The following is a 23,452-nucleotide window of genomic DNA, read 5'->3' on the forward strand; positions in this document are numbered from 1 at the left end:
ATAAATTAGAAAAGCAAACTGAAAATGTCAGCTCATGTTCTTCTTGTAAGAAAATATGACAGTTTGAATGAATACTGTCAAGATTACGCAAGGTAACTATTTAGATGTTTCATCAATGTTAAATCCTTTAATTTCAATATATTATTGAAATCATTCATTCATTTTTGCGTAAAGCGGACTAGATGAGGTCAATTTACGTCAATAACAATTCTTCCAACCGCACTTTCGTTTTTTATTATCTTATTGAAATATATACAAATAAAAACACCGTCTTAACTTTCATTTTATGTTCTAAAATCTTGTTTTATTTTTATGTGACGTAGATCGAATTTTGAGAAAAAACTTTTCACCCACCGCACTTTTTTGTTTTTTGCTTGTCGTTTTAATTGTGCTACACTGCGCCTCAAGGGGGGGAGATGCGCAAACAAAAAACAACACAGTTGGCACAATTGGCACAGGCGATTGCACATTTTGATCCACATCACGCTAAAGTGCTGCCAGCGTTTTTCAGCCCTGTACTCTTTCCAGAAGACCCGCATACCGTCGGCGAAGCTCAGAAAATAATGCAACACACGTTGCACTTACTTGAGCAAACCCACGATGGGCTTATCGCACAATTTTACGCCGACAAATTCACGGGGCAATATCACGCGTTGAATGCTATTCTCAACGCACCTCGAACTACTCCGTTGCGCCCTTCGACACAACACTCGCAAGATATTCAGCAGCTGCCGCCACGGGCGCGGCTGGAGCTGTATTATGGCTTTCTCGCACGATTAAAAAATCAACTTGAAACGCAACAAAATGCCAAATTAGAGGCACAAAGTGCGGTCAGCGAAGCACAAATCAACCACACGTTGGCACGCATTGGCCGCTGTCAGGCAGCTATTGAACAGTTGGAAGAGTATTTAGCGTTTGTGAAACGCAAAGAAGAGGGGAAAAGTGCGGTGTGACCGCACTTTACTCGAATTAGGCTTTTTTTGCTTTCTCTTTTTGCTCTTGGGTTTTGTCTTTCACAACAGTGCTGGCGGCGTTACGCATCACGGAGGCGATGCCTTTTTTGGCCACAGCTTGGCTGCTGTAATATTGGCTGCGCCCAATTTCTTGGTGATTTTTGGCTTTCAACACAAAATACGGCTTGTTGTTTTTCGCCATTCGCACTTCATAAAGTGATTCCGTTGCGCCATTTTTTTGCACGGAAGCGATGCCATTTTCCGCTGCAGCGCGTGTTTTGTACATTTCACTGGTTAAAATCACTTGGCTATTGGCCGCCTTCAAATTAAAGACAAATTGGCCATTTTTCGCCAGTTTGAGTTCATACCACCCTTGTGCCATAAAAGTCTCCTTGGTTGTGCTGCCCTTGCTGGGCGTGATCACTGTCAAGAATAGTTTCTTTTGGAAATTTTTCAATCAATTTTACGTATTTTGTGTAAAAAATGTGCTGCTCGCCACAAAATTGAGTTGCCTGTTTGCTGTTTCTTGCCTATTATGCGCCTTTTTCAGATGCAGGAACACGTTATGACACAAACCCACATTCTCGGCAAAGATGCCAGCCTTGAGCAAAGCATTGCCTATTTCACGCAAAAATTAGCCGACTTGGGCATTGAGTTAGACTATTTGAATGCCCTTAACCCTGTGCCGAACGTGTATTCTATCCACATTCGCGACAAGCACTGCCCGCTGTGCTTCACCAATGGCAAAGGCGCAAGCGAAAAAGCCGCCCTTGCCTCCGCACTCGGAGAATATTTCGAACGCTTGTCCACGAACTATTTTTTTGCTGATTTTTATCTCGGGAAAACGATTAGCAATAGTGAATTTGTGCATTACCCTTGTGAAAAATGGTTTGCTTTTGAGGGCGACACGATGCCGTCAGGCCTGATGAGTAAAGCGCTGTGGCACTATTTTGACCCTGACGGTGAACTCACACCTGCTGATTTGGTGGATCTGCAATCGGGCAATGCCACGCGTGGGATTGTGGCGCTGCCTTATCAGCGCGTACGCGATGGGCAAACGGTGTATATTCCGCAAAGCATTATCGCCAATCTGTATGTTTCCAATGGTATGTCAGCAGGCAACAGTGAAAACGAAGCGCGCGTGCAGGCACTGTCTGAAGTGTTTGAGCGGTTTGTGAAAAATAAAATTATCAGCGAATGTATCTCTTTGCCTGAAATCCCAAGTGCGGTGCTCGCGCGCTATGAACATATTCAACAAGCCATTCGCACCTTAGAAAATGAAGGTTTCCCGATTTATGCCTTTGATGCCTCCCTCGGTGGGCAATTTCCTGTGATTTGTGTGGTGCTACTCAACCCTACCAATGGCACCTGTTTTGCCTCATTTGGGGCACACCCGAATTTTGCGGTGGCCCTTGAGCGCACCGTGACAGAGCTGTTACAAGGGCGCAGCCTGAAAGATTTAGATGTGTTCTCCCCGCCTTCATTTGCCGATGACGACGTGGCAGAACACGCCAATTTAGAAACGCATTTTATTGACTCCAGCGGTTTGATTTCGTGGGATTTGTTCAAGCAAGAAAGCGATTTTGACTTTGTGGATTGGGATTTTTCTGGCTCCACAGCGCAGGAGTTTGACAATTTAATGGCGATTTTCAATGCGCTTGAGCAAGATGTGTATATTATGGACTACACCCATCTCGGCGTTTATGCTTGCCGTATTATTGTGCCTGGGATGTCGGATATTTACCCTGTTGATGACTTGATTTATGCCAATAATAATATGGGCATGAACTGGCGCGCACCGATCTTAGCACTGCCCCATTTTGATCAACAACCGCACTTTTATCAAAAAATGCTGCACGATCTCGACCAACAAGGCATTGATGACTTCACCCGTGTGCGTGAGTTTTTGGGCATCGCGGTGGACAAAGCCAGCGCGTGGCAGACCTTGCGCATCGGTGAACTGAAATCAATGCTCGCACTGGCAGCTGGCGATTTAGACACCGCACTTGACTGGGCGCAATGGACGCTGGAGAGCAGCGAATCGGTATTCAGTGCCGAGCGTATTTGTTATTATCGCTGCTTGATGCAGTCATTGGAATTATTCTTAGATGATACGCGCGAAAGCAGCCAATATCACGCCGTTTTCACCGCACTTTATGGCGCGGATGCAGTTGACGCGTGCTGGCAGGCCATTCAAGGCGGCAATCCGTTTTATGGCTTAGAACCGAGTGATGAAAACTTGCAAGCATTTGCGCCACACCAAGCACTGCTGGCAGTCTATGAAAAACTTCAGCGCGCGAAAAGACAAAGTGCGGTTGAAGGCGAGCCACGTTAAATTCAGATCACACAAAGCGCCATCATCAGCGCTTTTTATTTAACTTATTACAAAGTGCGGTCAGAATACGTTTTCAACGGCGATGATGTAATCTGTCCAGTCGCGGACTTTGCGAGCGTGTACGCCGTTTTGAATGACGATGCCAGCTTTTTTGACGCTGTCAAAGGTGCCTGAAATCAGTGGGTGCCACGTGTACAACGGTTTGCCTTCGGCACGCAGGCGATAAGCGCAGGTTTCAGGCAGCCACGCAAATTCACTTAAGTTTTCGCGCGTGAGTTTGGTGCAATCACTTTCAAGCGCAAAACGATCGGCATAATGGCTGCATTGGCAGGTGGCAAGGTCGAGCTGATCGCAGGCGATGCGAGTGAAATACAGTTTTTCATGAATGCCATAGCCGTCGATCATTTTATGAAAGCAGCACAGCCCGCAGCCGTCACATAGCTGCTCCCACTCTTGCTCGCTGAGTTGCGCAAGCGTTTTATCTTCCCAAAATGGCATAAGCAAAACAAAAGTGCGGTCAAGCCGCACTTTGATTAGAATCCCGCGCTTTCTTTTAAGCTAACGGTTAAGTTAAACACTAAGCGATCCGCGCGTGAGTCTTTGCTGTCGGCGCAAAAATAGCCTTCACGCTCAAATTGATAGGCCTGTTCAGGCTGCGCGTTAATCAGGCTTTGCTCTACCACGCCGTGAGCGATGCGCAAAGAGTCTGGGTTGAGCACCGATTCAATATCCTCTGCCGCCCCTGGATTTGGCACGTTGAACAGACGATCGTAGAGGCGGAACTCAGCGCGCTGATGCGTATTAGCATCCACCCAGTGGATCACGCCTTTCACTTTGCGCCCGTCACTTGGGTTTTTGCCCAACGTGTCAGGATCATAGGTGCAAAAAATAGTGGTGATATTGCCTTCTGCATCTTTTTCGACACGCTCAGCTTTGATCACATAGGCGTTGCGCAAGCGCACTTCTTTGCCGAGCACAAGGCGTTTATATTTTTTGTTGGCTTCTTCGCGGAAATCGGCACGATCGATATAAATTTCACGGCTAAATGGCAATTGGCGCTCACCGAGCTCGGGACGATTTGGGTGATTCGGCGCGGTAAGAGTTTCGCCTTCGCCGTTGAAGTTTTCAATCACCACTTTCACAGGGTCAATCACTGCCATCGCGCGTGGGGCGTTGATGTTGAGATCATCACGAATGCACGATTCCAACGCAGAATATTCCACCACGTTGTCTTGCTTGGTCACGCCAATGCGTTTGCAAAACTCGCGTAAAGATGCGGGGGTGTAGCCACGGCGGCGCAAGCCTGAAATGGTTGGCATGCGAGGATCATTCCAGCCATCAACAATGCCATTTTGCACCAAATAAAGCAGCTTGCGCTTGGAGGTGAGCGTGCCTTCCAAATTTAAGCGTGAAAATTCATATTGATGCGGCAATGGGTGCTCAATGGAGATATTGTCCAGCACCCAGTCGTATAGACGGCGATTATCTTGAAACTCCAGCGTACACAATGAATGCGAGATACGCTCGATGGCGTCAGAAATACAGTGGGTGAAGTCATACATCGGGTAGATGCACCATTTGTCCCCCGTTTGGTGGTGGCTGGCGAATTTGATGCGATAAAGCACTGGGTCACGCATCACCATAAACGGGCTTGCCATATCAATTTTGGCGCGCAGACAGGCTTTGCCTTCGGCAAACTCACCATTGCGCATTTTTTCAAACAACGCAAGGTTCTCTGCCACACTGCGGTCACGATAAGGGCTGTTTTTACCAGGCTCTGTCAGCGTGCCACGATATTCGCGAATTTCATCGGGTGAAAGTTCATCTACATAGGCAAGACCTTTTTCAATCAATTCAATGGCATAGCCGTGCAGTTGATCGAAATAATCGGAGGCATAGCGCACTTCACCTGCCCAATCAAAGCCAAGCCACTGAACATCTTGCTTGATGGAATCAACATACTCCACATCTTCTTTGACGGGGTTTGTATCGTCAAAGCGCAAATTACATAAGCCTTGATAATCCTGCGCAATGCCAAAATTCAGGCAAATTGATTTCGCATGCCCAATGTGCAGATAGCCATTTGGCTCAGGCGGAAAACGGGTGTGAATAGTGTTAACTTTACCTTCGGCTAAATCTTCATCAATGATATGACGGATAAAATTGCTCGGGCGGGCTGATTCCGCCGTATTCTCGTGATGTTCGCTCATAGCAGTCCTTGAAACAAAAATAAGGTTAAGGATCGCATTTTACACAGTTTTAAGCAAGAACAAAACCCGCTTTTAGGGATTTGAGGGGCAAGAGTGAAGCAGGCACAAAGCTGCACCTGCTGATTACAAAGAACTATTCTTGAATTGGGACAATTTTGGTGGCGTGTGAGCCTTTATCACCATGAATGGCTTCAAACTCCACTTTTTGCCCTGCTTTTAATGAGCGATACCCTTCCATTTCAATCACAGAATAATGCACAAAAATATCCTCGTCGTGGCCTTCCTCTGCAATAAAGCCGAAGCCTTTTGCATTATTAAACCATTTCACTGTTCCGATTGGCATAATCGACCTCTCTCTATAAATAAATACATGCCCCTATGGGCTTTTATATAAGGATTGTCCTAAGCTAGGCTACTGATGACTTTACCTTTGTCTCTATTTTTGATTAAAAAGTGTAAATCTACAATTACAAGATGAGCAAAATAAGAAGCGGATCACAAAATAAATACATTTTTGTGACATTTGCAGATGAGTTGTGACATTGAATAGGCTGTGTGCTCATTTCTGATTAAAGTAAAAAAGTGCGGTTGAAAGACAAACCGCACTTTGAGCTTAACATTTCGATAACCTACTTACGTGCCACCCATTTGCCGTTAACATAATCGGCGATCCATTTGGTGGCTTTGCCGTCTTTTTCAGAGGTGACATATTGACGTTTTTCCTTGCGCGAGTATCGCACCAACGTTTTATTGCCGTCGGGGTCTTTTTCAGGCGCGCTGGCAAGATATTTGAATTTCTCTGGCAGGCGATCTTGAAAACGCACAAGCTCTTCAATATACGGTGCTCGCGTTTCACGCGATTTCGGGAAGTTATGAGCGGATAAAAAGACACCACTGGCACCATCACGCAACACGAAATAAGCATCCGATTTTTCGCATTTTAACTCTGGGAAAGGGACTGGGTCTTCTTTTGGTGGCGCCACTTCACCATTTTTCAAAATCTTACGCGTGTTTGAGCACTGGGTACAGCCCATGTATTTGCCAAAACGGCCAAGTTTAAGGTGCATTTCGCCACCGCACTTATCACATTCTACTACTGGCCCGTCGTAGCCTTTAATCTTATATTCACCCTCTTCAATGATGAAACCATCGCAATTCGGATTATTACCACAAATGTGCAATTTGCGGTGGGCGTCGATCAAATAGCTGTCCATCGCCGTGTGGCATTTCGGGCAGCGTTTGCGTTTGCGCAATGCGTCGGTTTCAGAATTATCATCCAAAACATTGAGCAGTTCCGCCTCTGGAATGAGGTTAATGGTGGTTTTGCAGCGCTCTTTCGGTGGCAGTGCATAGCCTGTGCAGCCTAAAAATACACCCGTGCTGGCGGTGCGGATCGCCATATTGCGCCCACAAGTTGGGCATTTAATGTCCGTTTCCACCAAATTATTCGGGCGCATGCCACCTTCAAGTTCATCCAGCTCGGCGGTGGTCAATTGTTGCGAAAAATCAGTGAAAAATTGATTAAGTTGCGCCTTCCAGTTGGCGTTGCCATTGGCGATTTGGTCTAATGTGTCTTCCATATTGGCGGTGAAATCATAATTCATTAAATCGCCAAAAGATTGATTAAGGCGATCGGTGACAATTTCACCCATTTTTTCAGCATAAAAGCGGCGATTTTCCACCCGCACATAGCCCCGATCTTGGATTGTTGAAATGATCGAAGCGTAGGTTGATGGACGCCCGATGCCCCGTTTTTCCAATTCTTTCACCAATGCAGCTTCCGTGTAACGTGCAGGTGGCTTGGTGAAGTGTTGCTCTGGGTGCAAGTCATTGAGTATCAACGTTTCGCCTTCGCTCACTTCTGGCAGCACTTGATCTTCCGCACTTTTGCCCAGTGGCAACACTTTTGTCCAACCGTCAAAGCGCATGATCCGCCCTTTGGTTTTCAGCGTATAATCCCCTGCTTTAACGGCGAGCGTCGTTGAATCGTATTGTGCTGCGGGCATTTGGCAGGCTAAAAATTGTCGCCAAATAAGATCATACAAACGCACCGCATCTTTATCTACGCCACTCACCGCTGCCGCCGTTACATTCACATCCGACGGGCGAATCGCTTCGTGCGCTTCTTGTGCATTCTCTTTGCTTGAATAAAAATTCGGTTTCGCGGGCAAATAATCTGCGCCAAACTCACTGCTGATATAACTGCGCGCCATGTTCAATGCGTCTTGGCTGAGATTGGTGGAGTCGGTACGCATATAGGTGATATAGCCCGATTCATACAAGCGCTGGGCAAGCATCATGGTTTTTTTCACGCCAAAGCCCAAACGCGTGCTTGCCGCTTGCTGTAATGTTGAGGTAATGAAAGGCGGCTTAGCCGTGGATTTTGTCGGCTTCGTTTCAATACTTTCAACCTGAAAAACCGCACTTTCAAGTGCCTTGACCGCACTTTGCGCTTGTTTTTCATTTTCAGGCGAGAATTTTTTGCCTTTAACGTGGGTGACATCTAATGTGATCGTTTTTTTCTGAGTGGTGGTCGTGTCGGCTTGAATTGTCCAAAACTCTTGTGGATCGAACGATTTAATTTCACGCTCGCGCTCAACTAACAATTTCACTGCCACCGATTGCACGCGCCCAGCAGAAAGCCCCCGCGCCACCTTTTTCCATAATAAAGGCGACACCATATAGCCCACCACACGGTCTAAAAAGCGGCGCGTTTGTTGCGCATTAACCCGATCCATATTGAGCTTTTCAGGCTGGGCAAACGCGTTTTTGATCGCATTTTTGGTGATTTCATTAAACACCACGCGGCTAAAACGGCTGTCGTCACCGCCGATCAGCTCTTTTAAATGCCACGCAATGGCTTCTCCTTCTCTATCCAAGTCGGTTGCCAGATAAATGTGATCAGCCTTTTTGGCTGCGGATTTAAGCTCAGACACCACCTTTTCTTTGCCTGGCAATACTTGGTAATTCGCCTGCCAGTCGTGATAAGGGTCAATGCCCATGCGTTTGACCAACGCTTCTTGCTCACGCTCGTGCTTAATTTTTGCTTTTTCACCAGCACTCATGCCTTTGGTGGAAACAGCTTTACGCTTTTCGCCCGTGCTTGAGCCGACGGTTGGGAGATCTCGCACATGCCCGACGCTCGATTTAACAACATAGTCTTTGCCTAAATATTTATTGATGGTTTTGGCCTTGGCAGGAGACTCGACGATCACTAATGATTTGCTCATTTTTATTCCATTTATCTATTCAACCTAAAGGTTAGGCGCTAAAAATTGCACAGACAATATCAACTATTATTTCGTTTGACAATAGTTAGCCTGACAATTTATAACATTGGTTACGGCTTTCTAACCGTTGATTGGCAAATTTTGTGCCAAATAACGTTCGACTGTATCAATAATCGCCTGCGTTTGGCTGTCAATTTCAATGTTAACCTGCTCGCCCTCCCTTTTCTGAGCAATGATTGTACGCTCAAGCGTTTCGGGAATAAAACTAACAGAGAACGTGTTATCAGTGCGATCAACATCAACAATGGTTAAACTAGCACCATCAATGGCGATAAACCCTTTGGCAAGCACATATTTCATCGCGTGCGATGGCAAATGAAACCGCACTTTATAGTTGTTTGTCGTGCGTTCAATCTGCGCAATGGTTGCCGTACAGAAAATATGCCCTGAAAGCAAATGCCCGCCAATTTCCGTCCCCATTTTCATCGCGCGCTCAATATTGACCTCATCGCCCTCTTGTACTTGGCGCAAATTGGTAATCGCCAAAGTTTGCGCCATCAAATCAAAGCTGACCAACGCACCGTTGATCTCGGTTACCGTCAAACACACGCCGTTATGCGCCACCGATGCCCCAACGCTTAAGCCCTCTAAAAGTGCGGTCGGCATGGCAATAATATGCGTTTGAAAACCAACCTTGCGGATAATTTTTTCAATGCGGGCTTTGCCCTGCACAATACCCGTGAACATCGCTTCCTCGTTATCACACGTTAAATGTTGCTAAACTCAGTCGTCGCATTATGCGTTATTGTTTTGGCTTTGATACCAATCACGATACTGCTCATATTGCTCGCGCAGCATATCTATCCACTCTTCTAGTGTTAGATTTTGAAACGTGGCATTAGGATGCTCATTAAAAAATTTAAACCGAGCTTCGGCTTCTTTGCGAATCAAATTTTTAAATTCTTCATCATCCATTGGACCAAGGGCGGCAGACATGCTGGCTTCATAGCGAGTTTGTTGTTCTTTGCTCATCGTGTACTCCACAATATGAAATAATACGTCAGGTTCTGGGGCGTATTTTATCATATTCCAGAAAAAATATCTGATTTTGTAAACTCAGCACGAAAATGCCACCTCCAAACCAAAATAAATTGGTAAAAAGCGGTTATGAACACGCACTGCCCTTGATTAATAAAATATAACTGTGTACATTGATTGAAAAAAATCAACAATCGTTTCAATTTTCTTCACTGGAGCTATGACGCTTTCTATGCGCCATAAAAGTTATGCTAAAAAGACGCTTATCAAATGCCAATATTCGCCATGAAAGCAAGCAACTGTTTCGTATTGCTGGGCCAATTTGGGTCGCGCAGCTTTCACAAAGCACCATGGGCATGGTCGATACCATCATGGCAGGGCGCGTGAGTGCAAATGATATGGCGGCAATCTCCATTGGTGCTTCTATTTGGCTGCCATTACTGCTGTTTGGACAAGGCTTGCTGCTTTCTTTGCCTCCCGTGATTGCTTATTTAAACGGATCTGGGCAACGGGCGCGGATTGGGCATCAAGTACGTCAAGGCTTGTGGATTGCATTGATTGTGAGTATTCCGCTGACGTGGTTGATTTTCAATAACCATTTACTGCTCAATTTACGCGAAATGGATGAAAGTCTACGTAGCATAGCCGAGAACTATCTCAAAGCCATTTCTATTGGCGTGGTTGCATATTTGATAATGATCAACTTCCGTGGACTAAATGATGGTATGGCCAAAACCAAGCCTGCCATGGTGATCGGTTTTATTGGGCTGTTGCTTAATATCATTTTAAATTACACGTTAATTTACGGTAAATTTGGGCTACCTGCCTTTGGTGCGGTAGGTTGTGGCATTGCCTCCGCTTGTGTTAATTGGCTGATGATGTTAATGCTGATCGGCTATTGTATTAAGGCCAGCCATTTACGCAAAATTAACCTCTTCCCTCGCATTTTTGAACTGCCCAATCTTGCCACTCTACGCAAATTGCTCAATCTTGGGGTGCCTATTGCATTAACGCTGTGCGCTGAAGTGAGTCTGTTTGCTGTTGTTGGCTTATTACTCGCACCGCTGGGCGCCAATGTTGTGGCTAGCCACCAGATCACGCTAAACACCAGCTCCTTTTTTTACATGATGCCACTATCAATTTCTATGGCCACCACCATTTTAGTTGGGCAACGCTTAGGTGAAAAAAATCTTGATGGCGCTAAATTGGTCAGTTATCTCGCCATCGCGCTAGGTTTGCTGGTTGCTACGGCAACTGCGATTATCACGCTGGTATTTCGTACTCAAATTGCACACATTTTTGTGCATAATCCACACGTTATTGAAATGGCATCATTCTTATTGCTGTTTGCCGCCGCTTATCAGTTGCCTGACTCAGTGCAGGCTATCGCTGGTGGCGCCTTGCGTGCTTATAAAGACACCAAAGCGGTATTAATTATCTCGCTGTTTAGTTACTGGGTGGTGGGCATGCCAGTGGGTTACATCACCGCGCTAACAGAGTGGGGATTCCCACCACTAGGGGCTGAAGGCTTTTGGATTGGATTTGTATTATGCTTAACCCTCGCCGCCGTACTCTTATTGTTGCGTCTGCGTAATATTCAGCGAATCCCATCAGCACAACTGCTTGCTCATTTAGAGAAAATTAAATAATAAAAAAGTGCGGTTACCTTAGCTGACCGCACTTTTAACCGCCCCACTTTCGTATCACATTAATGCTCTTCGCGAGCGTGGTTGACTGTGTAACGTGGAATATCAATCACAAGATCTTCATCGCCAACAATGGCTTGGCAACTTAAGCGGCTATCCATTTCTAATCCCCACGCTTTATCCAGCATATCTTCTTCTACATCAGATGTTTCGTTGAGAGAGTCAAATCCTTCACGCACCACCACATGACAAGTGGTGCAGGCACACGATTTTTCACAGGCGTGTTCGATCTCGATCCCCGCATTTAAGGCCGCGTCTAAAATGCTTTCCCCTTTTTGCGCTTCCACCACCATGCCTTCAGGGCAAAGAGTCTCATTTGGGAGAAAAATTAATTTTGGCATATTGTATCCTATTCTATATTACTGACTTTCTGCCCTTGTAACACTTTGCGTACAGAGCTATCCATACGCCGTGCGGCAAAATCTTGTGTTAATTTATCTAATTGATTAATATGAACTTTAATCTCTTGAGCCTCATCACCGCGGCAGGCTTGCTCAAGCTGCTCAGTGGCTTGCATTATCGCTGCATATTCATCATCATTAAGCAAAGTGCGGTCTTGTTTGAGTGCTTCGCGCACACTTTCAATCACGCGCGCCCCTTCAACACGTTGCTCATTTAAGCGACGTGCATCGCGATCATCGGCGGCGTGTTCAATGGAATCGTGAATCATATGGCGGATTTGCTCTTCATCCAGCCCATAGGAAGGTTTCACTTGCACGGTGGCTTGAACTTGGGTTGATTTTTCCATCGCCGTCACATTCAAAAGCCCGTCTGCATCAATTTGAAATGTAACACGAATATGCGCCGCACCCGCCACCATCGGCGGAATACCCCGCAGGGTAAAGCGTGCCAGAGAGCGGCAGTCTTGCACCATTTCACGCTCACCTTGCAGCACATGGATAGACATCGCTGTTTGCCCATCTTTAAACGTGGTGAATTCTTGTGCTCGCGCCGTTGGAATAGTGGTGTTGCGTGGCACGATTTTTTCTACCATGCCGCCCATGATTTCAATGCCAAGTGAAAGTGGCGTAACATCAAGCAGCAACATATCGCTGTCGGCTTTATTGCCGACCAAAATATCCGCCTGAATGGCAGCCCCTAGCGCGACCACTTTATCTGGGTCAATGCTCACCAGTGGCTCACGTTTGAAAAACGCGCCCACTTCAGTTCGCACAAGCGGCACGCGGGTGGAGCCGCCCACCATCACCACTTGTAGCACTTCATCAGTGCTCACGTGCGCATCTTTCAATGCACGGCGACACGCCATAATGGCGCGCTTCACCAAAGGCTGAATCAATTCATCAAACTGCGTACGGGTAAGTTCGCCCACCCAATCCATAAACCGCACTTGGGTCGTTTCTTGCTCACTTAGGGCGATTTTAGCGCGAATCGCCGTTTCAATAAGCTCGCGCCGCTGGGCACTCGTTTGCGGTGTGTGTTGTGATTGTGCGATGATCCAGTCTGCAACGAGATGATCAAAATCATCTCCACCCAGTGCGGTATCACCACCAGTGGCTAACACTTCAAAAACCCCTTTTGACAGGCGTAGAATCGAAATATCAAAGGTTCCGCCGCCTAAATCAAACACCGCGATCACACCTTCTTGCCCTGAATCTAAGCCGTAGGCAATGGCGGCCGCAGTTGGCTCATTAAGCAATCGCAATACGTTAAGCCCAGCTATGCGAGCCGCATCTTTCGTTGCTTGGCGTTGCGCGTCATCAAAATACGCGGGCACGGTAATCACCGCCCCTTCTAACTCGCCACCAAGGCGCGCACTCGCCAGCGCATTAACGCGCTTTAAAATATCAGCGGAAATTTGCACAGGGCTTAACGGCCCAAGTGCGGTTTGAATCAACGGCAAGCCGTTATCACTTTGTGTGAAAGTGTAAGGTAAATTAGGATAGCGGGTATGGATATCATCAAGGCTTCGCCCGATCAGGCGTTTAACTGAAATCACAGTGTGGCTTGCATCGTCAATGGCTTGCGCGAGTGCCGCGCGACCAACTTGCACTTGACTATTTTGGCCGTAATGCACCACAGAAGGAATTAATGCGACATCATCTTCATCATTTAAAATTTCACTTTGTCCATTTCGCACGGTCGCAACTAACGTATTCGTCGTGCCAAGATCAATGCCAACCGCTAAGCGATGTTGATGGGGGGCTACACTTTGCCCAGGTTCTGCGATTTGCAATAACGCCATGTTTATCACTCAAATAAGAAAACCTGCAACGCAGGCAAATTAATCATAAAACTGCTCTTCCACTGCGTCCACATCACGCTGAAATTTTTCAATGAATTTCAAGCGGTTGATAAAGCGTTTAGCCTCACTCCAGTGGCGTTGATCAACCGCACTTTCAAGCTCACGCAAAGCCTCGACATAGATTTTGTCGTTTTCATCACGCAACGCGCAAAGTGCGGTTTCATCGCGGCTTTGCTCAACCTCCATAAGTTGCTCACGCAGGCTCAATTGAGAAAGCAAAAAGTCACTGTCATGCACCGTTTGCTCACCGTCCCACGTATCGCCACCCGCCCATTGCAACAGCGCTTGCGCGCGCAGTAGCGGGCTTTTCAAGGTGTGATATGCCTCGTTGATGTCTGCCGTGCGTTGCACAGCGTTGAGTTGATCAGTTTTGCTGGCGGTGGCAAAATTATCAGGGTGATGTGCTTTTTGAAGTGCCAAATAGCGCGCATTTAACGCATTGAGATCCAGCTTAAACGTGAGTGGCAGTTCAAATAACTCAAATGGATTTTGCATCATTTACACCGTAAAACTTTCACCGCAGCCACATTCATCTTTCACATTTGGATTGTGAAATTTAAAGCCTTCGTTCAAGCCTTCTTTCACAAAATCTAACTGTGTGCCATCAAGATAAACCAAACTTTTGCGATCGATAATAATCTTCACACCGTGTTGTTCAAACACTTCATCGTCATCATTTAGCGCATCAACAAATTCTAACACATAAGCCAAGCCCGAGCAGCCTGACGTTTTTACCCCCAGACGCAAGCCGATGCCTTTACCACGATTGGTCAAAAAAGTGCGTACACGATTTGCCGCACTTTCAGAAAGCGTCACACTCATCAATCATCCTTATGCGTGAACCGCACTTTTATTATTTGTTATTTTTTGATTTGTAGTCCGCAATGGCGGCTTTAATGGCATCTTCTGCCAAAATCGAGCAGTGCACCTTCACTGGTGGCAATTCTAACTCTTCCGCAATTTGGCTGTTTTTAATTGCCCCCGCTTCATCAAGAGACTTGCCTTTTACCCATTCTGTAATGAGAGAACTTGAGGCAATCGCTGAGCCACAACCGTAGGTTTTAAAACGCGCATCTTCAATAATGCCTTCATCACTGACTTTAATTTGCAACTGCATCACGTCACCACACGCTGGTGCTCCAACCATACCAGAGCCGACGTTTTGTTCTTTTTTATCAAATGACCCAACATTGCGTGGGTTTTCGTAGTGATCAATCACTTTTTCGCTATACGCCATAATAATCTCCCGTTAATTAGTGCGCTGTCCATTGCACCGTGCTTAAATCGATCCCTTCTTTAAACATATCCCAAAGGGGGGATAGATCGCGTAATTTCTGTACCGCTCTTTTAACCAAGTCAATGGTGTAATCAATATCTTCTTCTGTGGTGTAGCGCCCGAGTGAAAAACGAATAGAGCTGTGTGCCAGTTCATCATTCAGCCCCAATGCGCGCAACACATAAGATGGCTCAAGGCTGGCTGACGTACACGCTGAGCCAGATGAGACAGCAATGTCGCTTAACGCCATCATCAACGATTCACCTTCCACATAATTAAAGCTAATGTTTAAATTGTTCGCCACGCGGTGCGCCATTGAGCCATTAACGTGGGTTTCTTCAATATCTTTTAAGCCATTATAGAGGCGATCACGCAATGCTTTAATGCGTGGGATTTCGGTTGCCATTTCTTCTTTGCAGATGCGATACGCCTCGCCCATACCCACAATTTGGTGCACTGGCAAGGTACCTGAGCGCATACCACGCTCATGCCCACCACCGTGAATAATCGCCTCAAGTCGCACGCGTGGTTTACGGCGCACAAACAAGCCACCAATGCCTTTTGGCCCATAGAGTTTGTGAGCAGAAAACGACATCAAATCAACGGGCAATTGGGCTAAATCAATTGCAATTTTGCCCACACTTTGGGTGGCATCCACATGGAAAATAATTTTTTTCGAACGGCACAATTGGCCAATTTTTTCAATATCTTGCACCACGCCGATTTCATTGTTGACGTGCATAATAGATACCAAAATGGTGTCCTCACGCATAGCGGCTTTAAGTTTGTTTAAATCAATCAAGCCATCACTTTCAGGCTCAAGATAAGTTACTTCAAAGCCTTCTCGCTCAAGCTGACGACAAGTGTCCAACACCGCTTTATGCTCGGTTTTGCAAGTGATAATATGCTTGCCTTTGGTTTGATAAAAGTGCGCGGCGCCTTTGATTGCGAGATTATCAGATTCTGTTGCGCCTGAGGTAAACACAATCTCGCGCGAGTCTGCGCCGATTAAATCCGCCACGTGATTACGTGCGATATCAACCGCTTCTTCAGCCTGCCAGCCAAAGCGGTGCGAGCGCGATGCAGGGTTGCCAAAAATACCATCAAAGGTCATATATTCCATCATTTTTTTTGCCACACGTTCATCCATTGGACACGTGGCTGCATAATCAAGATAAATGGGTAATTTCATTGTCACTCCTCAAATAAGTTGACCGCACTTTTTACAGGCGCGTTTCAACTTCAAAACTGTGTTGGTGCTTATGTTGTTTTAATGCGTTGCGTTGATTTTCTTTGTTGACCAAGTCCCCAATGGTGATGCCATTTAAAAAGGTTTCAATTTCATCACTGAGTTGCTCCCAGAGTGAATGCGTCAAACAGCGCACGCCACCTTGACAGTTGCTTTTGCCTTGGCATTTCGTTGCGGTGATGTTTTCATTTACCGCGGCGATGATCATGCCAATAGAGATGTGATCAACCGACAACCCGAGTAAATAGCCGCCACCTGGCCCACGTACGCTTTTTACCAAGCCACGTCGACGCAATTTGGCAAACAGTTGTTCAAGGTATGAAAGCGAAATCTGCTGGCGCTCTGAAATGTCTGCGAGCGTGATGGGTGTTTCATTCTCATCAGCTTGAGAATTGAGCGCAATGTCCAACATTGCGGTCACCGCATAGCGCCCTTTTGAGGTTAATTTCATAGTTCACTCCAGGTTGAATCAATGGAGTAAATTTTTTCATACCTTACTAATTTAGTCAACTTTAAACTTGACTATTTTTGTAAGTTTTCAGCGATTATGTTGATAGTGATTACTTTATGCGCTTATCCACCGCACTTAAGATCCCTTGCAAGATGTTGACTTCATTTTTTTCAAGCCGCGCGCGGTTATAAAGCCGACGCAACTTTTCCATCACCGCCTCATTTTGGATAAACCCTAAAGTGCGGTATGTTCTCTCGCTGTGGGCAAGCAAATGTTCAACTTCCGACACGCTAGCATAGCCCGCACTCGACAGCCGTGTTTTCAATGCCTTGTGCGTTGCGCTGAGATACGCCATGCGCACCTCATAACACACCAACTGCACCGCCATCGCCAAATTGAGAGAAGCATAATCAGGGTTGGCGGGAATATTGACATGATAGTGGCATTTGAGCAATTCCTCATTGGTCAAACCCACACGCTCACGCCCAAACACCAGCGCAACCGCACTTTGCTCATACTTAGACAGCTCATTAATGGTTAACTGTGCACCCTCGCGCGGGGTCACCAATGTGCTTTGCAAATGGCGCAATCTCGCACTCGATCCCATCACCAGTGAACAATCGCCAATGGCCTCATCAAAGCTAGCTACAATCTTGACCTGCTCAAGCACATCTTTCGCACCTGCGGCCAGCGCAAATGCTTGCTCATCTAGCGTGCAACTGGGGTTAACCAGCACCAACTGCGCTAGCCCCATCGTTTTCATCGCGCGCGCCACCGAACCGACATTGCCACTGTGAGAAGGCGCCACCAATACAATGCGAATATTGTTTAACATAACTGTATTCATTTAAATAAGAGGTCTGAATTGTACCCTCTGCGGATGGCAAGGGCAATCTTTCTTGGATTTTTTACACCGCGGGCGTTAATGGATTGTTTTGTGTAGAACACAGTGATAATCTAGCGTTATCAAAAACTTCAAGGAGATGTTATGAAAAAATGGATGATGCTCTGCCTGTGTTTATTCGCTTTGCCTGCTTGGGCAAGCAAATGGCATTACATTGCAGACACAGTGACAGGAGATAAAATTTATATCAATATGCAGCGCAGCAACGTATTGACTGACCGCGTGTGGGTGAAGGTGAATTTCAAAAAACCACGTAATGATCTCGGCGATCAAAAAGGCATCACCCATTTATTGATGGAATATCAATACTCTTGCGAAAAGTGGACCATCGCCAACCGCCAAACCTTAATTTATGGCAAACATAACAAAAAAATTGGCCAAGAAACCAACAAAAAACCACAAACTCAGCCAATGCCCGACACAGCGAAAGACGGCATTTTAAAAACGATTTGTCGCAAATAAAAGTGCGGTCAATACCCGAGCCGAGGCTCGGGTTTTTTATTACGGTTTAAAACGTAACAAGCGGTTGGCATTGGTGACCACCGTGACCGACGAGAGTGCCATCGCGGCAGCGGCAAACACAGGGCTGAGCATAATCCCCCAAATGGGATACAAAACTCCCATCGCAATCGGGATGCCTAAGCTGTTATAAATAAACGCCCCACAGAGATTTTGCTTGATGTTGCGCATGGTGGCGTTGGACAACTGCAATACATCACTGACCGCACTTATGCTTGGGTGCATGAGCGTTAAGCCTGCGGTTTCAATGGCAATGTCGCTGCCTTGTGCAATGGCAATGCTGACATCAGCGCGCGCCAGCGCTGGCGCGTCATTAATTCCATCACCCACCATCGCCACTTTATGCCCATGCTGCTGCAATTGGGCAATCTCATTGGCTTTCCCCTCTGGCAGCACATCGGCAATCACCTCATCAATGCCCAGCTCACGCGCCATTGCAGTGGCAGTGGAATGGCTGTCGCCAGTTAACATGACTGTTTTGATCCCCATCGAATGTAAGCGCGCAATTGCGCTCACGCTGTCTGTACGCAGAGAATCTTTGAGCACAAAAAAGCCTTGCAACGCACTATCGAGAGCCAAAAAGACAACGGTTCCCCCTTGCTCACGCACCTGTTGTGCGCGCGCTGCAAAATCCGTCAGCGCCACATTGTGTTGTGCCATCAATGCTGCATTACCAAGCAACACGGATTTACCCTTCACCACGCCAGATATTCCCATGCCTTTGTGCGTGTGAAATGCTTGCACATCTGGAAATGTGCTATGCGCTAAGCGCGCATCATTTAAAAACGCATAGGCTAAAGGGTGATTAGCAGCCTGCTCCAGCACCGCCGCAAGGGTGAAAAGTGCGGTCTTATCCTGCGTGTGCGTGACAATATCGGTAATCATCGGCTTGCCCTGCGTGAGCGTGCCTGTTTTGTCAAACACGACGGTATCCACATTAGCGGCATTTTGCAATGCTTGCGCATCTCGCACTAATATGCCAAGCTGTGCCGCGCGAGCCACAGCGGCGATGACCGACATGGGCGTAGCCAGCCCTAATGCGCACGGGCAGGCGATAATTAACACGCTGGTAAACACCACTAGCGCCTGTGCTAGATTGGGTGATTGCGGTAACACCAGCCACAACACCAACGCGAGCAATGCCAGTAAAAACACGGTAGGCACAAATACAGCGGCCACTTTATCTGCTAACTGTGCAATTTTCGGCTTACTGCTTTGCGCTTGTTTAACCAACCGAATGATATTGGCCAGCAGCGTGCCCTCGCCCACATCACGCGCAACAACATCAACGCCGCCGTTGTCAACTAAGGTGCCTGCACGCACCACATCACCTTGCGTTTTGTGTATCTGCAACGGCTCACCAGTGAGCATCGCTTCATCAAGCCACGCCTCGCCGCGCTCAACCACGCCGTCAACGGGCACTTTATCTCCCGTTTTCAGGCGCAGTTTCATGCCCGATTTCACTTGCGCTAAAGCAACCCACTGCTCGCCTTCCGGTGTGATTAACCGCACTTTGTCTGGTGTGAGATCCAATAATTTATTCAGCGCTTGTGAAGAATGCTGCTTGGCTTTGGCCTCAAATAATTTTCCTAAACTAACCAATCCAATAATCATCAAGCTGGCTTCAAAATAGAGATGCCGAGCGTGTGCGGGATAAAAATCAGGAAACATCACCACCGACATAGAAAACAGCCACGCTGTGCCTGTCCCGAGCGCAACTAACGTATCCATCGTGGCATTGCCATGGCGCAAATTATTCAGTGCATTGCGATAAAAATGCCCACCGCTGTAAACCATTACAGCCAAACACACTAATCCCACCGCGAACCAAATGCCACGCGAAGGCGTATCAACCTCCATTCCAGCCCAAAAGCCCCACAGCATTAAAGCCCCCCCCAAGCTTAACGCAAGCACGGCCTGACGTTTGCGCGATTGAATTTCTTCGGCATAGCGTTGCGCATTTTTAGTACGCAAAGCATCACCACTTTCCACCTGCTCAGCGTGATAGCCCGCCTGTTGCACAGCATTAATCAATGTCTGCACATCGGCTTCGCCTGCAACCTGTGCTGTGGCATCGGCAAGATTAACTTGCACAGCATCGACACCTTCAACCGCACTTAAGGCTTTTTCCACCTTAGCCACGCACGCAGCGCAGCTTAAGCCACCGAGTGCAAGAGCTGTATTATAGGCGATATTTTTCACAGGTTCAGGGCTATCAGGGCGTGCTAACACCCCTTCAGGCTTTGGGGGCCGCGCCCCCTCAGACTTTTTTGCGCCAAAACCTGCCTGTTCAATCACGCCGATCACCTCATCGGCATCATTCGGGGCAAACACCGACAGTGCAGTTTTGCTGATCGTGTAAATGAGGCTTGCATCATAAGCATGCAGTGCTTTTTCCACACTGGCAATGCAATGCCCGCAATTTAGCCCCGTGAGCGCCAATTCATAAGCAGGTGCATCAGCAATTTTCGCCTCATAGCCAGCATCGAACACTGCCCTAATCACCTTTTCACTGGGCACATCATCACGCAATTGTGCAAAAGTGAGGTTAACTTTGCACTCGCCGTCCAGCGCACTCAGCACTTTACACACATTGGCTACACAGTGCTGACACGACAATCCTGACAGGGCATAAATCATAGAAACTCCTTATTTTATCTTTTTGCTATTTTGTACTAGAATAAACCTTTCCCTTACTGGAAGGTCAAGTACAAATGCAAATTAACCATGTGGCAGCACTAACTGGCTTAAATGCCAAAACCATCCGCTTTTATGAACAAAAAGGGTTGATTGACGCCCCCGTGCGCAGCGCTAATGGCTATAGACAATACAGCAACGCACACATCGCGCAATTACAGTTTTTAAAACGTACCCGTGAGGCGGGCTTCAACTTGCACGAAGCAAAAGAATTATTACTATTATGGCTTGATCCACAGCGCAAAAGCTGCGAGGTGAAAGCCAAAACACAAGAAAAAATTGAACTAATTGATGCTCAGATTGCCAAATTGCAAGAAGTGAAGTATCAACTCCAGCAGCTGGTGGACATCTGCCCAGATGATGAGCACAGCAACTGCCCGATTATTGATTCGTTCTCAAAAAAAACCGCACTTTAAACGTGCGGTAATTTTATTTGATGATTTTCAAATGCCCAGCATCCTTGCGCTTGGCTTTTTTCGGCGGATCAACCGCCTCAGTGAAATCATTGGGTTGATCTGTGGTGATGGTGGATGCCGATTGATAAGCTTCTTCGTCTTCAAACAACACGCCATCGCCATTTTCACGGGCATAAATCGCCATTGCCGCACCCAATGGCACCACAATCTCTTGCGGCACGCCACGAAAGCGAGCAGAAAATTGGATGCGCTCATTACCGAGCAACAAATTGCCACAAGCAGAAGGCGCAATGTTCAGCACAATCTGCCCATCGCGCACAAAATCCTGTGGCACTTTCGTATTTGGATAAAGCGCATTGACCACCAAATAAGGCGTGAGATCGTTATCTAAAAACCAATCATAATAGGCTCTTAGTAAGTAAGGACGTTTCGCACTACTCATGATTATTTCTCAACAATTTTAACGGGGCCTGATTTGATCGAGGCAATAAAACTTGGACGCGTGAAAACGCGTTCCATATAACCTTTAATCGCTTTACTGCCTGCGCCTGTGAATTTAATGCCTTGCTCTTGCAAATAATATAAAATCGGTGCGATATAACAATCCACCAAGCTAAATACATCACTCAAAAAAAATGGCTTTTGAGAAAAGATTGGGCCAAAAGAGAGAATCTCATCACGCAGTTGGGTTAAAATGACTTTTTTCTCCGCGTCCTCTTCGCATTTATCCGCACTTTCAATCATACTAAACCAATCTTGTTCGATCCGGTGCATCATCAAACGGGATTTTGCGCGATCAACAGGATAAACAGGCATCAACGGTGGGTGAGGAAAACGCTCATCGAGGTATTCCAAGATAATGCGCGGTTTATATAAAACCAAATCGCGATCAACTAAGGTTGGCAACTCACCATTGGTTCCCAATTCAAGAAAATCTTCATTCAAACTATTTGGCGCGATCAACTCTTTCTCATGAGGAACTTCCTTTTCAGCTAATACCATTTTCACTTGGTGCGAACCAAGATCCGTCTCACCAAAAAAAAGGGTAATAATTGAACGTTTATTTGCTGCTATCATTCTTATACTCCGCACCAATGTGCTACTTAGATGTTTAAACTCTTCATATAGAAAGGAAATCAGTTACAGTGCGTTATTATATCACATTTTCTCAGACGTTTTGTAAAAATAATAATAAGCAACTTCAGTGCATTGATTTAAAAAGAAAAAAAACCTTTATCCCAAAGGATAAAGGTTTTCAATAACCAACAGATTTTAATTATTTATTACTTTCTGTTGCGCCATCCAGCATTTTTTTCGCTTCATCCGCTTTTTGTGAAACGGCATCCGCAACGCCTTTAGCACTTTCTTTGATTTCTTGTGCTGCAGCATCTGCTTGTGCTTTTACTTCAGCGCCTTTACCCGCTGCTTCTTGTTGCACTTCAGCCGCTTTAGTTGCCGCTTCTGCTTTCACATCAGCCGCTGCTTCTTTAGCTTCCGCTACTTTGTCTGCTACAGCTTCTTTGGCATCTGCCACTTTTTCAGCTGACGCATTTTTCACATCACTCACTTTATCTAATGCTTCTTGTTTAGCGTCAGAGGCAGCTTCTTTAGCATCAACGGCTTTATCCGCCACAGCTTCTTTCGCATCTGCCACTTTATCTGCAACAGCAGATTTTGCTTCTTCTAATTTTGCAACCGCGCTATCTTTTGCTTGCTCTGCTGCTTCTTTTGCTTCAACAGCTTTATCCGCTGCCGCGTCTTTAGCATCAATGGCTGCTTGTTTCACTTCTTCAACTTTGTGGGCGACCGCATCTTTAGTTTCTTCCACTTTGTTATTCACAGCATCTTTTACTTCCGCTGCTTTTTCAGCTACTGCATCTTTCGCTTCAGCCGCTTTTTCTGCCACAGCGTCTTTTGCTTCAGTTGCTTTTTCAACAACGGTATCTTTTGCTTGGGCAACGCTATCTTTCACATCCTGTACTTGTTTGTCATCACAGCCTGTTACAGCCAATGCGGTTGCGCCAAGTAATACGGTTGTTAATAGTAACTTTTTCATTCTAAACTCCTAGATTATTTATCGTCAATTTGTGTAATAAAAAAAGATTTTTTTACACTAGCAAGTAGATTCTAACGTGTCTACTCGCTACTTCAACTATTATTTGTCGTTTTTGCTCAAAATGCAATCAAAAGAATGTAAATAATTCC

At 46.3% G+C, this 23,452-nt stretch carries 24 protein-coding genes; 5 read left to right on the forward strand and 19 right to left on the reverse strand.

Annotated features, from left to right (window positions below; translation table 11 throughout):
• Positions 1 to 416: 416 nt before the first annotated feature.
• Positions 417 to 953 (forward strand): primosomal replication protein PriC, encoded by a 537-nt coding sequence (priC, locus tag HPC38_RS04715; RefSeq protein WP_208120130.1) that lies wholly within the window; start codon positions 417 to 419, stop codon positions 951 to 953.
• A gap of 16 nt (positions 954 to 969) precedes the next feature.
• Here the strand turns inward: priC and HPC38_RS04720 are convergent, their stop codons facing one another.
• Complete coding sequence (locus HPC38_RS04720; RefSeq protein WP_208120131.1) at positions 970 to 1,335, reverse strand: YegP family protein; 366 nt, start codon at positions 1,333 to 1,335, stop codon at positions 970 to 972.
• 183 nt (positions 1,336 to 1,518) lie between these two features.
• On the opposite strand from HPC38_RS04720, the gene ycaO reads away from it, so the two are divergent.
• Entirely contained in the window at positions 1,519 to 3,288 is a 1,770-nt protein-coding gene (ycaO, locus tag HPC38_RS04725) for a 30S ribosomal protein S12 methylthiotransferase accessory factor YcaO (RefSeq protein ID WP_408021842.1), read from the forward strand.
• Between the two features lie 60 nt (positions 3,289 to 3,348).
• On the opposite strand, the gene HPC38_RS04730 is transcribed toward ycaO, so the two are convergent.
• The 6 genes from HPC38_RS04730 to HPC38_RS04755 all read right to left on the reverse strand — a co-directional run bounded on the left by HPC38_RS04730 (position 3,349) and on the right by HPC38_RS04755 (position 9,760).
• Positions 3,349 to 3,786 (reverse strand): YcgN family cysteine cluster protein, encoded by a 438-nt coding sequence (locus HPC38_RS04730; protein ID WP_208120133.1) that lies wholly within the window; start codon positions 3,784 to 3,786, stop codon positions 3,349 to 3,351.
• A gap of 35 nt (positions 3,787 to 3,821) precedes the next feature.
• The gene (gene glnS, locus HPC38_RS04735; RefSeq protein WP_208120134.1) at positions 3,822 to 5,498 is read right to left on the reverse strand and encodes a glutamine--tRNA ligase; all 1,677 of its coding nucleotides are present in this window, start codon (positions 5,496 to 5,498) and stop codon (positions 3,822 to 3,824) included.
• A 133-nt stretch (positions 5,499 to 5,631) separates the two neighbouring features.
• On the reverse strand, positions 5,632 to 5,841 hold the full coding sequence (cspD, locus tag HPC38_RS04740; protein WP_208120135.1) for a cold shock domain-containing protein CspD: 210 nt from the start codon (positions 5,839 to 5,841) through the stop codon (positions 5,632 to 5,634).
• A 286-nt stretch (positions 5,842 to 6,127) separates the two neighbouring features.
• Positions 6,128 to 8,728, reverse strand: a complete 2,601-nt coding sequence (gene topA / locus HPC38_RS04745) for a type I DNA topoisomerase (RefSeq protein WP_208120136.1) — start codon at positions 8,726 to 8,728, stop codon at positions 6,128 to 6,130.
• A gap of 120 nt (positions 8,729 to 8,848) precedes the next feature.
• Entirely contained in the window at positions 8,849 to 9,475 is a 627-nt protein-coding gene (locus tag HPC38_RS04750) for a riboflavin synthase subunit alpha (protein WP_208120137.1), read from the reverse strand.
• Positions 9,476 to 9,523: 48 nt separating this feature from the next.
• Entirely contained in the window at positions 9,524 to 9,760 is a 237-nt protein-coding gene (locus HPC38_RS04755) for a hypothetical protein (protein WP_208120138.1), read from the reverse strand.
• Between the two features lie 254 nt (positions 9,761 to 10,014).
• Between HPC38_RS04755 and HPC38_RS04760 the strand changes: the two genes are divergently transcribed.
• Positions 10,015 to 11,415, forward strand: a complete 1,401-nt coding sequence (locus HPC38_RS04760) for an MATE family efflux transporter (RefSeq protein WP_208120139.1) — start codon at positions 10,015 to 10,017, stop codon at positions 11,413 to 11,415.
• Between the two features lie 59 nt (positions 11,416 to 11,474).
• Here the strand turns inward: HPC38_RS04760 and fdx are convergent, their stop codons facing one another.
• The 8 genes from fdx to trmJ form a co-directional block, all read right to left on the reverse strand.
• Positions 11,475 to 11,813: an ISC system 2Fe-2S type ferredoxin gene (gene fdx / locus HPC38_RS04765; protein ID WP_208120140.1), complete on the reverse strand. Its 339-nt coding sequence runs from the start codon at positions 11,811 to 11,813 to the stop codon at positions 11,475 to 11,477.
• A gap of 8 nt (positions 11,814 to 11,821) precedes the next feature.
• On the reverse strand, positions 11,822 to 13,675 hold the full coding sequence (gene hscA, locus HPC38_RS04770; RefSeq protein WP_208120141.1) for a Fe-S protein assembly chaperone HscA: 1,854 nt from the start codon (positions 13,673 to 13,675) through the stop codon (positions 11,822 to 11,824).
• A 39-nt stretch (positions 13,676 to 13,714) separates the two neighbouring features.
• Positions 13,715 to 14,230, reverse strand: a complete 516-nt coding sequence (gene hscB / locus HPC38_RS04775) for a Fe-S protein assembly co-chaperone HscB (RefSeq protein WP_208120142.1) — start codon at positions 14,228 to 14,230, stop codon at positions 13,715 to 13,717.
• A 3-nt stretch (positions 14,231 to 14,233) separates the two neighbouring features.
• Positions 14,234 to 14,557 (reverse strand): iron-sulfur cluster assembly protein IscA, encoded by a 324-nt coding sequence (iscA, locus tag HPC38_RS04780; RefSeq protein ID WP_208120143.1) that lies wholly within the window; start codon positions 14,555 to 14,557, stop codon positions 14,234 to 14,236.
• Between the two features lie 31 nt (positions 14,558 to 14,588).
• The gene (gene iscU, locus HPC38_RS04785) at positions 14,589 to 14,972 is read right to left on the reverse strand and encodes a Fe-S cluster assembly scaffold IscU (RefSeq protein WP_208120144.1); all 384 of its coding nucleotides are present in this window, start codon (positions 14,970 to 14,972) and stop codon (positions 14,589 to 14,591) included.
• Between the two features lie 16 nt (positions 14,973 to 14,988).
• On the reverse strand, positions 14,989 to 16,203 hold the full coding sequence (locus HPC38_RS04790; RefSeq protein ID WP_208120145.1) for an IscS subfamily cysteine desulfurase: 1,215 nt from the start codon (positions 16,201 to 16,203) through the stop codon (positions 14,989 to 14,991).
• A 31-nt stretch (positions 16,204 to 16,234) separates the two neighbouring features.
• Positions 16,235 to 16,711: a Fe-S cluster assembly transcriptional regulator IscR gene (gene iscR / locus HPC38_RS04795; RefSeq protein ID WP_208120146.1), complete on the reverse strand. Its 477-nt coding sequence runs from the start codon at positions 16,709 to 16,711 to the stop codon at positions 16,235 to 16,237.
• Between the two features lie 109 nt (positions 16,712 to 16,820).
• Entirely contained in the window at positions 16,821 to 17,546 is a 726-nt protein-coding gene (gene trmJ / locus HPC38_RS04800; RefSeq protein WP_208120147.1) for a tRNA (cytosine(32)/uridine(32)-2'-O)-methyltransferase TrmJ, read from the reverse strand.
• Positions 17,547 to 17,699: 153 nt separating this feature from the next.
• On the opposite strand from trmJ, the gene HPC38_RS04805 reads away from it, so the two are divergent.
• Positions 17,700 to 18,077 (forward strand): surface-adhesin E family protein, encoded by a 378-nt coding sequence (locus tag HPC38_RS04805; protein WP_208120148.1) that lies wholly within the window; start codon positions 17,700 to 17,702, stop codon positions 18,075 to 18,077.
• A gap of 39 nt (positions 18,078 to 18,116) precedes the next feature.
• Here HPC38_RS04805 and HPC38_RS04810 read toward each other — a convergent pair whose 3' ends face one another.
• Positions 18,117 to 20,774, reverse strand: coding sequence for a cation transporter (locus HPC38_RS04810; protein WP_208120149.1), 2,658 nt, complete (start codon positions 20,772 to 20,774; stop codon positions 18,117 to 18,119).
• Between the two features lie 74 nt (positions 20,775 to 20,848).
• Between HPC38_RS04810 and cueR the strand changes: the two genes are divergently transcribed.
• Entirely contained in the window at positions 20,849 to 21,247 is a 399-nt protein-coding gene (cueR, locus tag HPC38_RS04815; protein WP_208120150.1) for a Cu(I)-responsive transcriptional regulator, read from the forward strand.
• A gap of 13 nt (positions 21,248 to 21,260) precedes the next feature.
• Here the strand turns inward: cueR and HPC38_RS04820 are convergent, their stop codons facing one another.
• The 3 genes from HPC38_RS04820 to HPC38_RS04830 all read right to left on the reverse strand — a co-directional run bounded on the left by HPC38_RS04820 (position 21,261) and on the right by HPC38_RS04830 (position 23,303).
• Positions 21,261 to 21,689 carry a ClpXP protease specificity-enhancing factor gene (locus HPC38_RS04820; protein ID WP_208120151.1) on the reverse strand — a complete coding sequence of 143 codons (429 nt, stop codon included), beginning with the start codon at positions 21,687 to 21,689 and terminating at the stop codon, positions 21,261 to 21,263.
• 2 nt (positions 21,690 to 21,691) lie between these two features.
• Positions 21,692 to 22,324, reverse strand: a complete 633-nt coding sequence (locus tag HPC38_RS04825; protein ID WP_208120152.1) for a glutathione binding-like protein — start codon at positions 22,322 to 22,324, stop codon at positions 21,692 to 21,694.
• A gap of 199 nt (positions 22,325 to 22,523) precedes the next feature.
• A complete protein-coding gene (locus HPC38_RS04830) occupies positions 22,524 to 23,303 on the reverse strand; it encodes a hypothetical protein (RefSeq protein ID WP_208120153.1) in 780 nt (259 codons plus the stop codon).
• Positions 23,304 to 23,452: the final 149 nt, after the last annotated feature.

Source organism: Spirabiliibacterium pneumoniae, assembly GCF_014884995.1.
In the GTDB taxonomy this organism is placed as follows: Bacteria; Pseudomonadota; Gammaproteobacteria; order Enterobacterales; family Pasteurellaceae; genus Spirabiliibacterium; species Spirabiliibacterium pneumoniae.

Coding starts and splice junctions, on each gene's coding strand:
- glnS (WP_208120134.1), bottom strand. CDS start 5,498: ATGAGCGAACATCACGAGAATACGGCGGAATCAGCCCGCCCGAGCAAT.
- HPC38_RS04810 (WP_208120149.1), bottom strand. CDS start 20,774: ATGATTTATGCCCTGTCAGGATTGTCGTGTCAGCACTGTGTAGCCAAT.
- HPC38_RS04750 (WP_208120137.1), bottom strand. CDS start 9,475: ATGTTCACGGGTATTGTGCAGGGCAAAGCCCGCATTGAAAAAATTATC.
- HPC38_RS04720 (WP_208120131.1), bottom strand. CDS start 1,335: ATGGCACAAGGGTGGTATGAACTCAAACTGGCGAAAAATGGCCAATTT.
- priC (WP_208120130.1), top strand. CDS start 417: ATGCGCAAACAAAAAACAACACAGTTGGCACAATTGGCACAGGCGATT.
- trmJ (WP_208120147.1), bottom strand. CDS start 17,546: ATGTTAAACAATATTCGCATTGTATTGGTGGCGCCTTCTCACAGTGGC.
- HPC38_RS04820 (WP_208120151.1), bottom strand. CDS start 21,689: ATGAGTAGTGCGAAACGTCCTTACTTACTAAGAGCCTATTATGATTGG.
- iscR (WP_208120146.1), bottom strand. CDS start 16,711: ATGAAATTAACCTCAAAAGGGCGCTATGCGGTGACCGCAATGTTGGAC.
- hscB (WP_208120142.1), bottom strand. CDS start 14,230: ATGCAAAATCCATTTGAGTTATTTGAACTGCCACTCACGTTTAAGCTG.
- ycaO (WP_408021842.1), top strand. CDS start 1,519: ATGACACAAACCCACATTCTCGGCAAAGATGCCAGCCTTGAGCAAAGC.
- iscU (WP_208120144.1), bottom strand. CDS start 14,972: ATGGCGTATAGCGAAAAAGTGATTGATCACTACGAAAACCCACGCAAT.
- HPC38_RS04760 (WP_208120139.1), top strand. CDS start 10,015: ATGCTAAAAAGACGCTTATCAAATGCCAATATTCGCCATGAAAGCAAG.
- hscA (WP_208120141.1), bottom strand. CDS start 13,675: ATGGCGTTATTGCAAATCGCAGAACCTGGGCAAAGTGTAGCCCCCCAT.
- HPC38_RS04830 (WP_208120153.1), bottom strand. CDS start 23,303: ATGAAAAAGTTACTATTAACAACCGTATTACTTGGCGCAACCGCATTG.
- cueR (WP_208120150.1), top strand. CDS start 20,849: ATGCAAATTAACCATGTGGCAGCACTAACTGGCTTAAATGCCAAAACC.
- HPC38_RS04755 (WP_208120138.1), bottom strand. CDS start 9,760: ATGAGCAAAGAACAACAAACTCGCTATGAAGCCAGCATGTCTGCCGCC.
- iscA (WP_208120143.1), bottom strand. CDS start 14,557: ATGAGTGTGACGCTTTCTGAAAGTGCGGCAAATCGTGTACGCACTTTT.
- cspD (WP_208120135.1), bottom strand. CDS start 5,841: ATGCCAATCGGAACAGTGAAATGGTTTAATAATGCAAAAGGCTTCGGC.
- topA (WP_208120136.1), bottom strand. CDS start 8,728: ATGAGCAAATCATTAGTGATCGTCGAGTCTCCTGCCAAGGCCAAAACC.
- HPC38_RS04825 (WP_208120152.1), bottom strand. CDS start 22,324: ATGATAGCAGCAAATAAACGTTCAATTATTACCCTTTTTTTTGGTGAG.
- HPC38_RS04730 (WP_208120133.1), bottom strand. CDS start 3,786: ATGCCATTTTGGGAAGATAAAACGCTTGCGCAACTCAGCGAGCAAGAG.
- HPC38_RS04805 (WP_208120148.1), top strand. CDS start 17,700: ATGAAAAAATGGATGATGCTCTGCCTGTGTTTATTCGCTTTGCCTGCT.
- HPC38_RS04790 (WP_208120145.1), bottom strand. CDS start 16,203: ATGAAATTACCCATTTATCTTGATTATGCAGCCACGTGTCCAATGGAT.
- fdx (WP_208120140.1), bottom strand. CDS start 11,813: ATGCCAAAATTAATTTTTCTCCCAAATGAGACTCTTTGCCCTGAAGGC.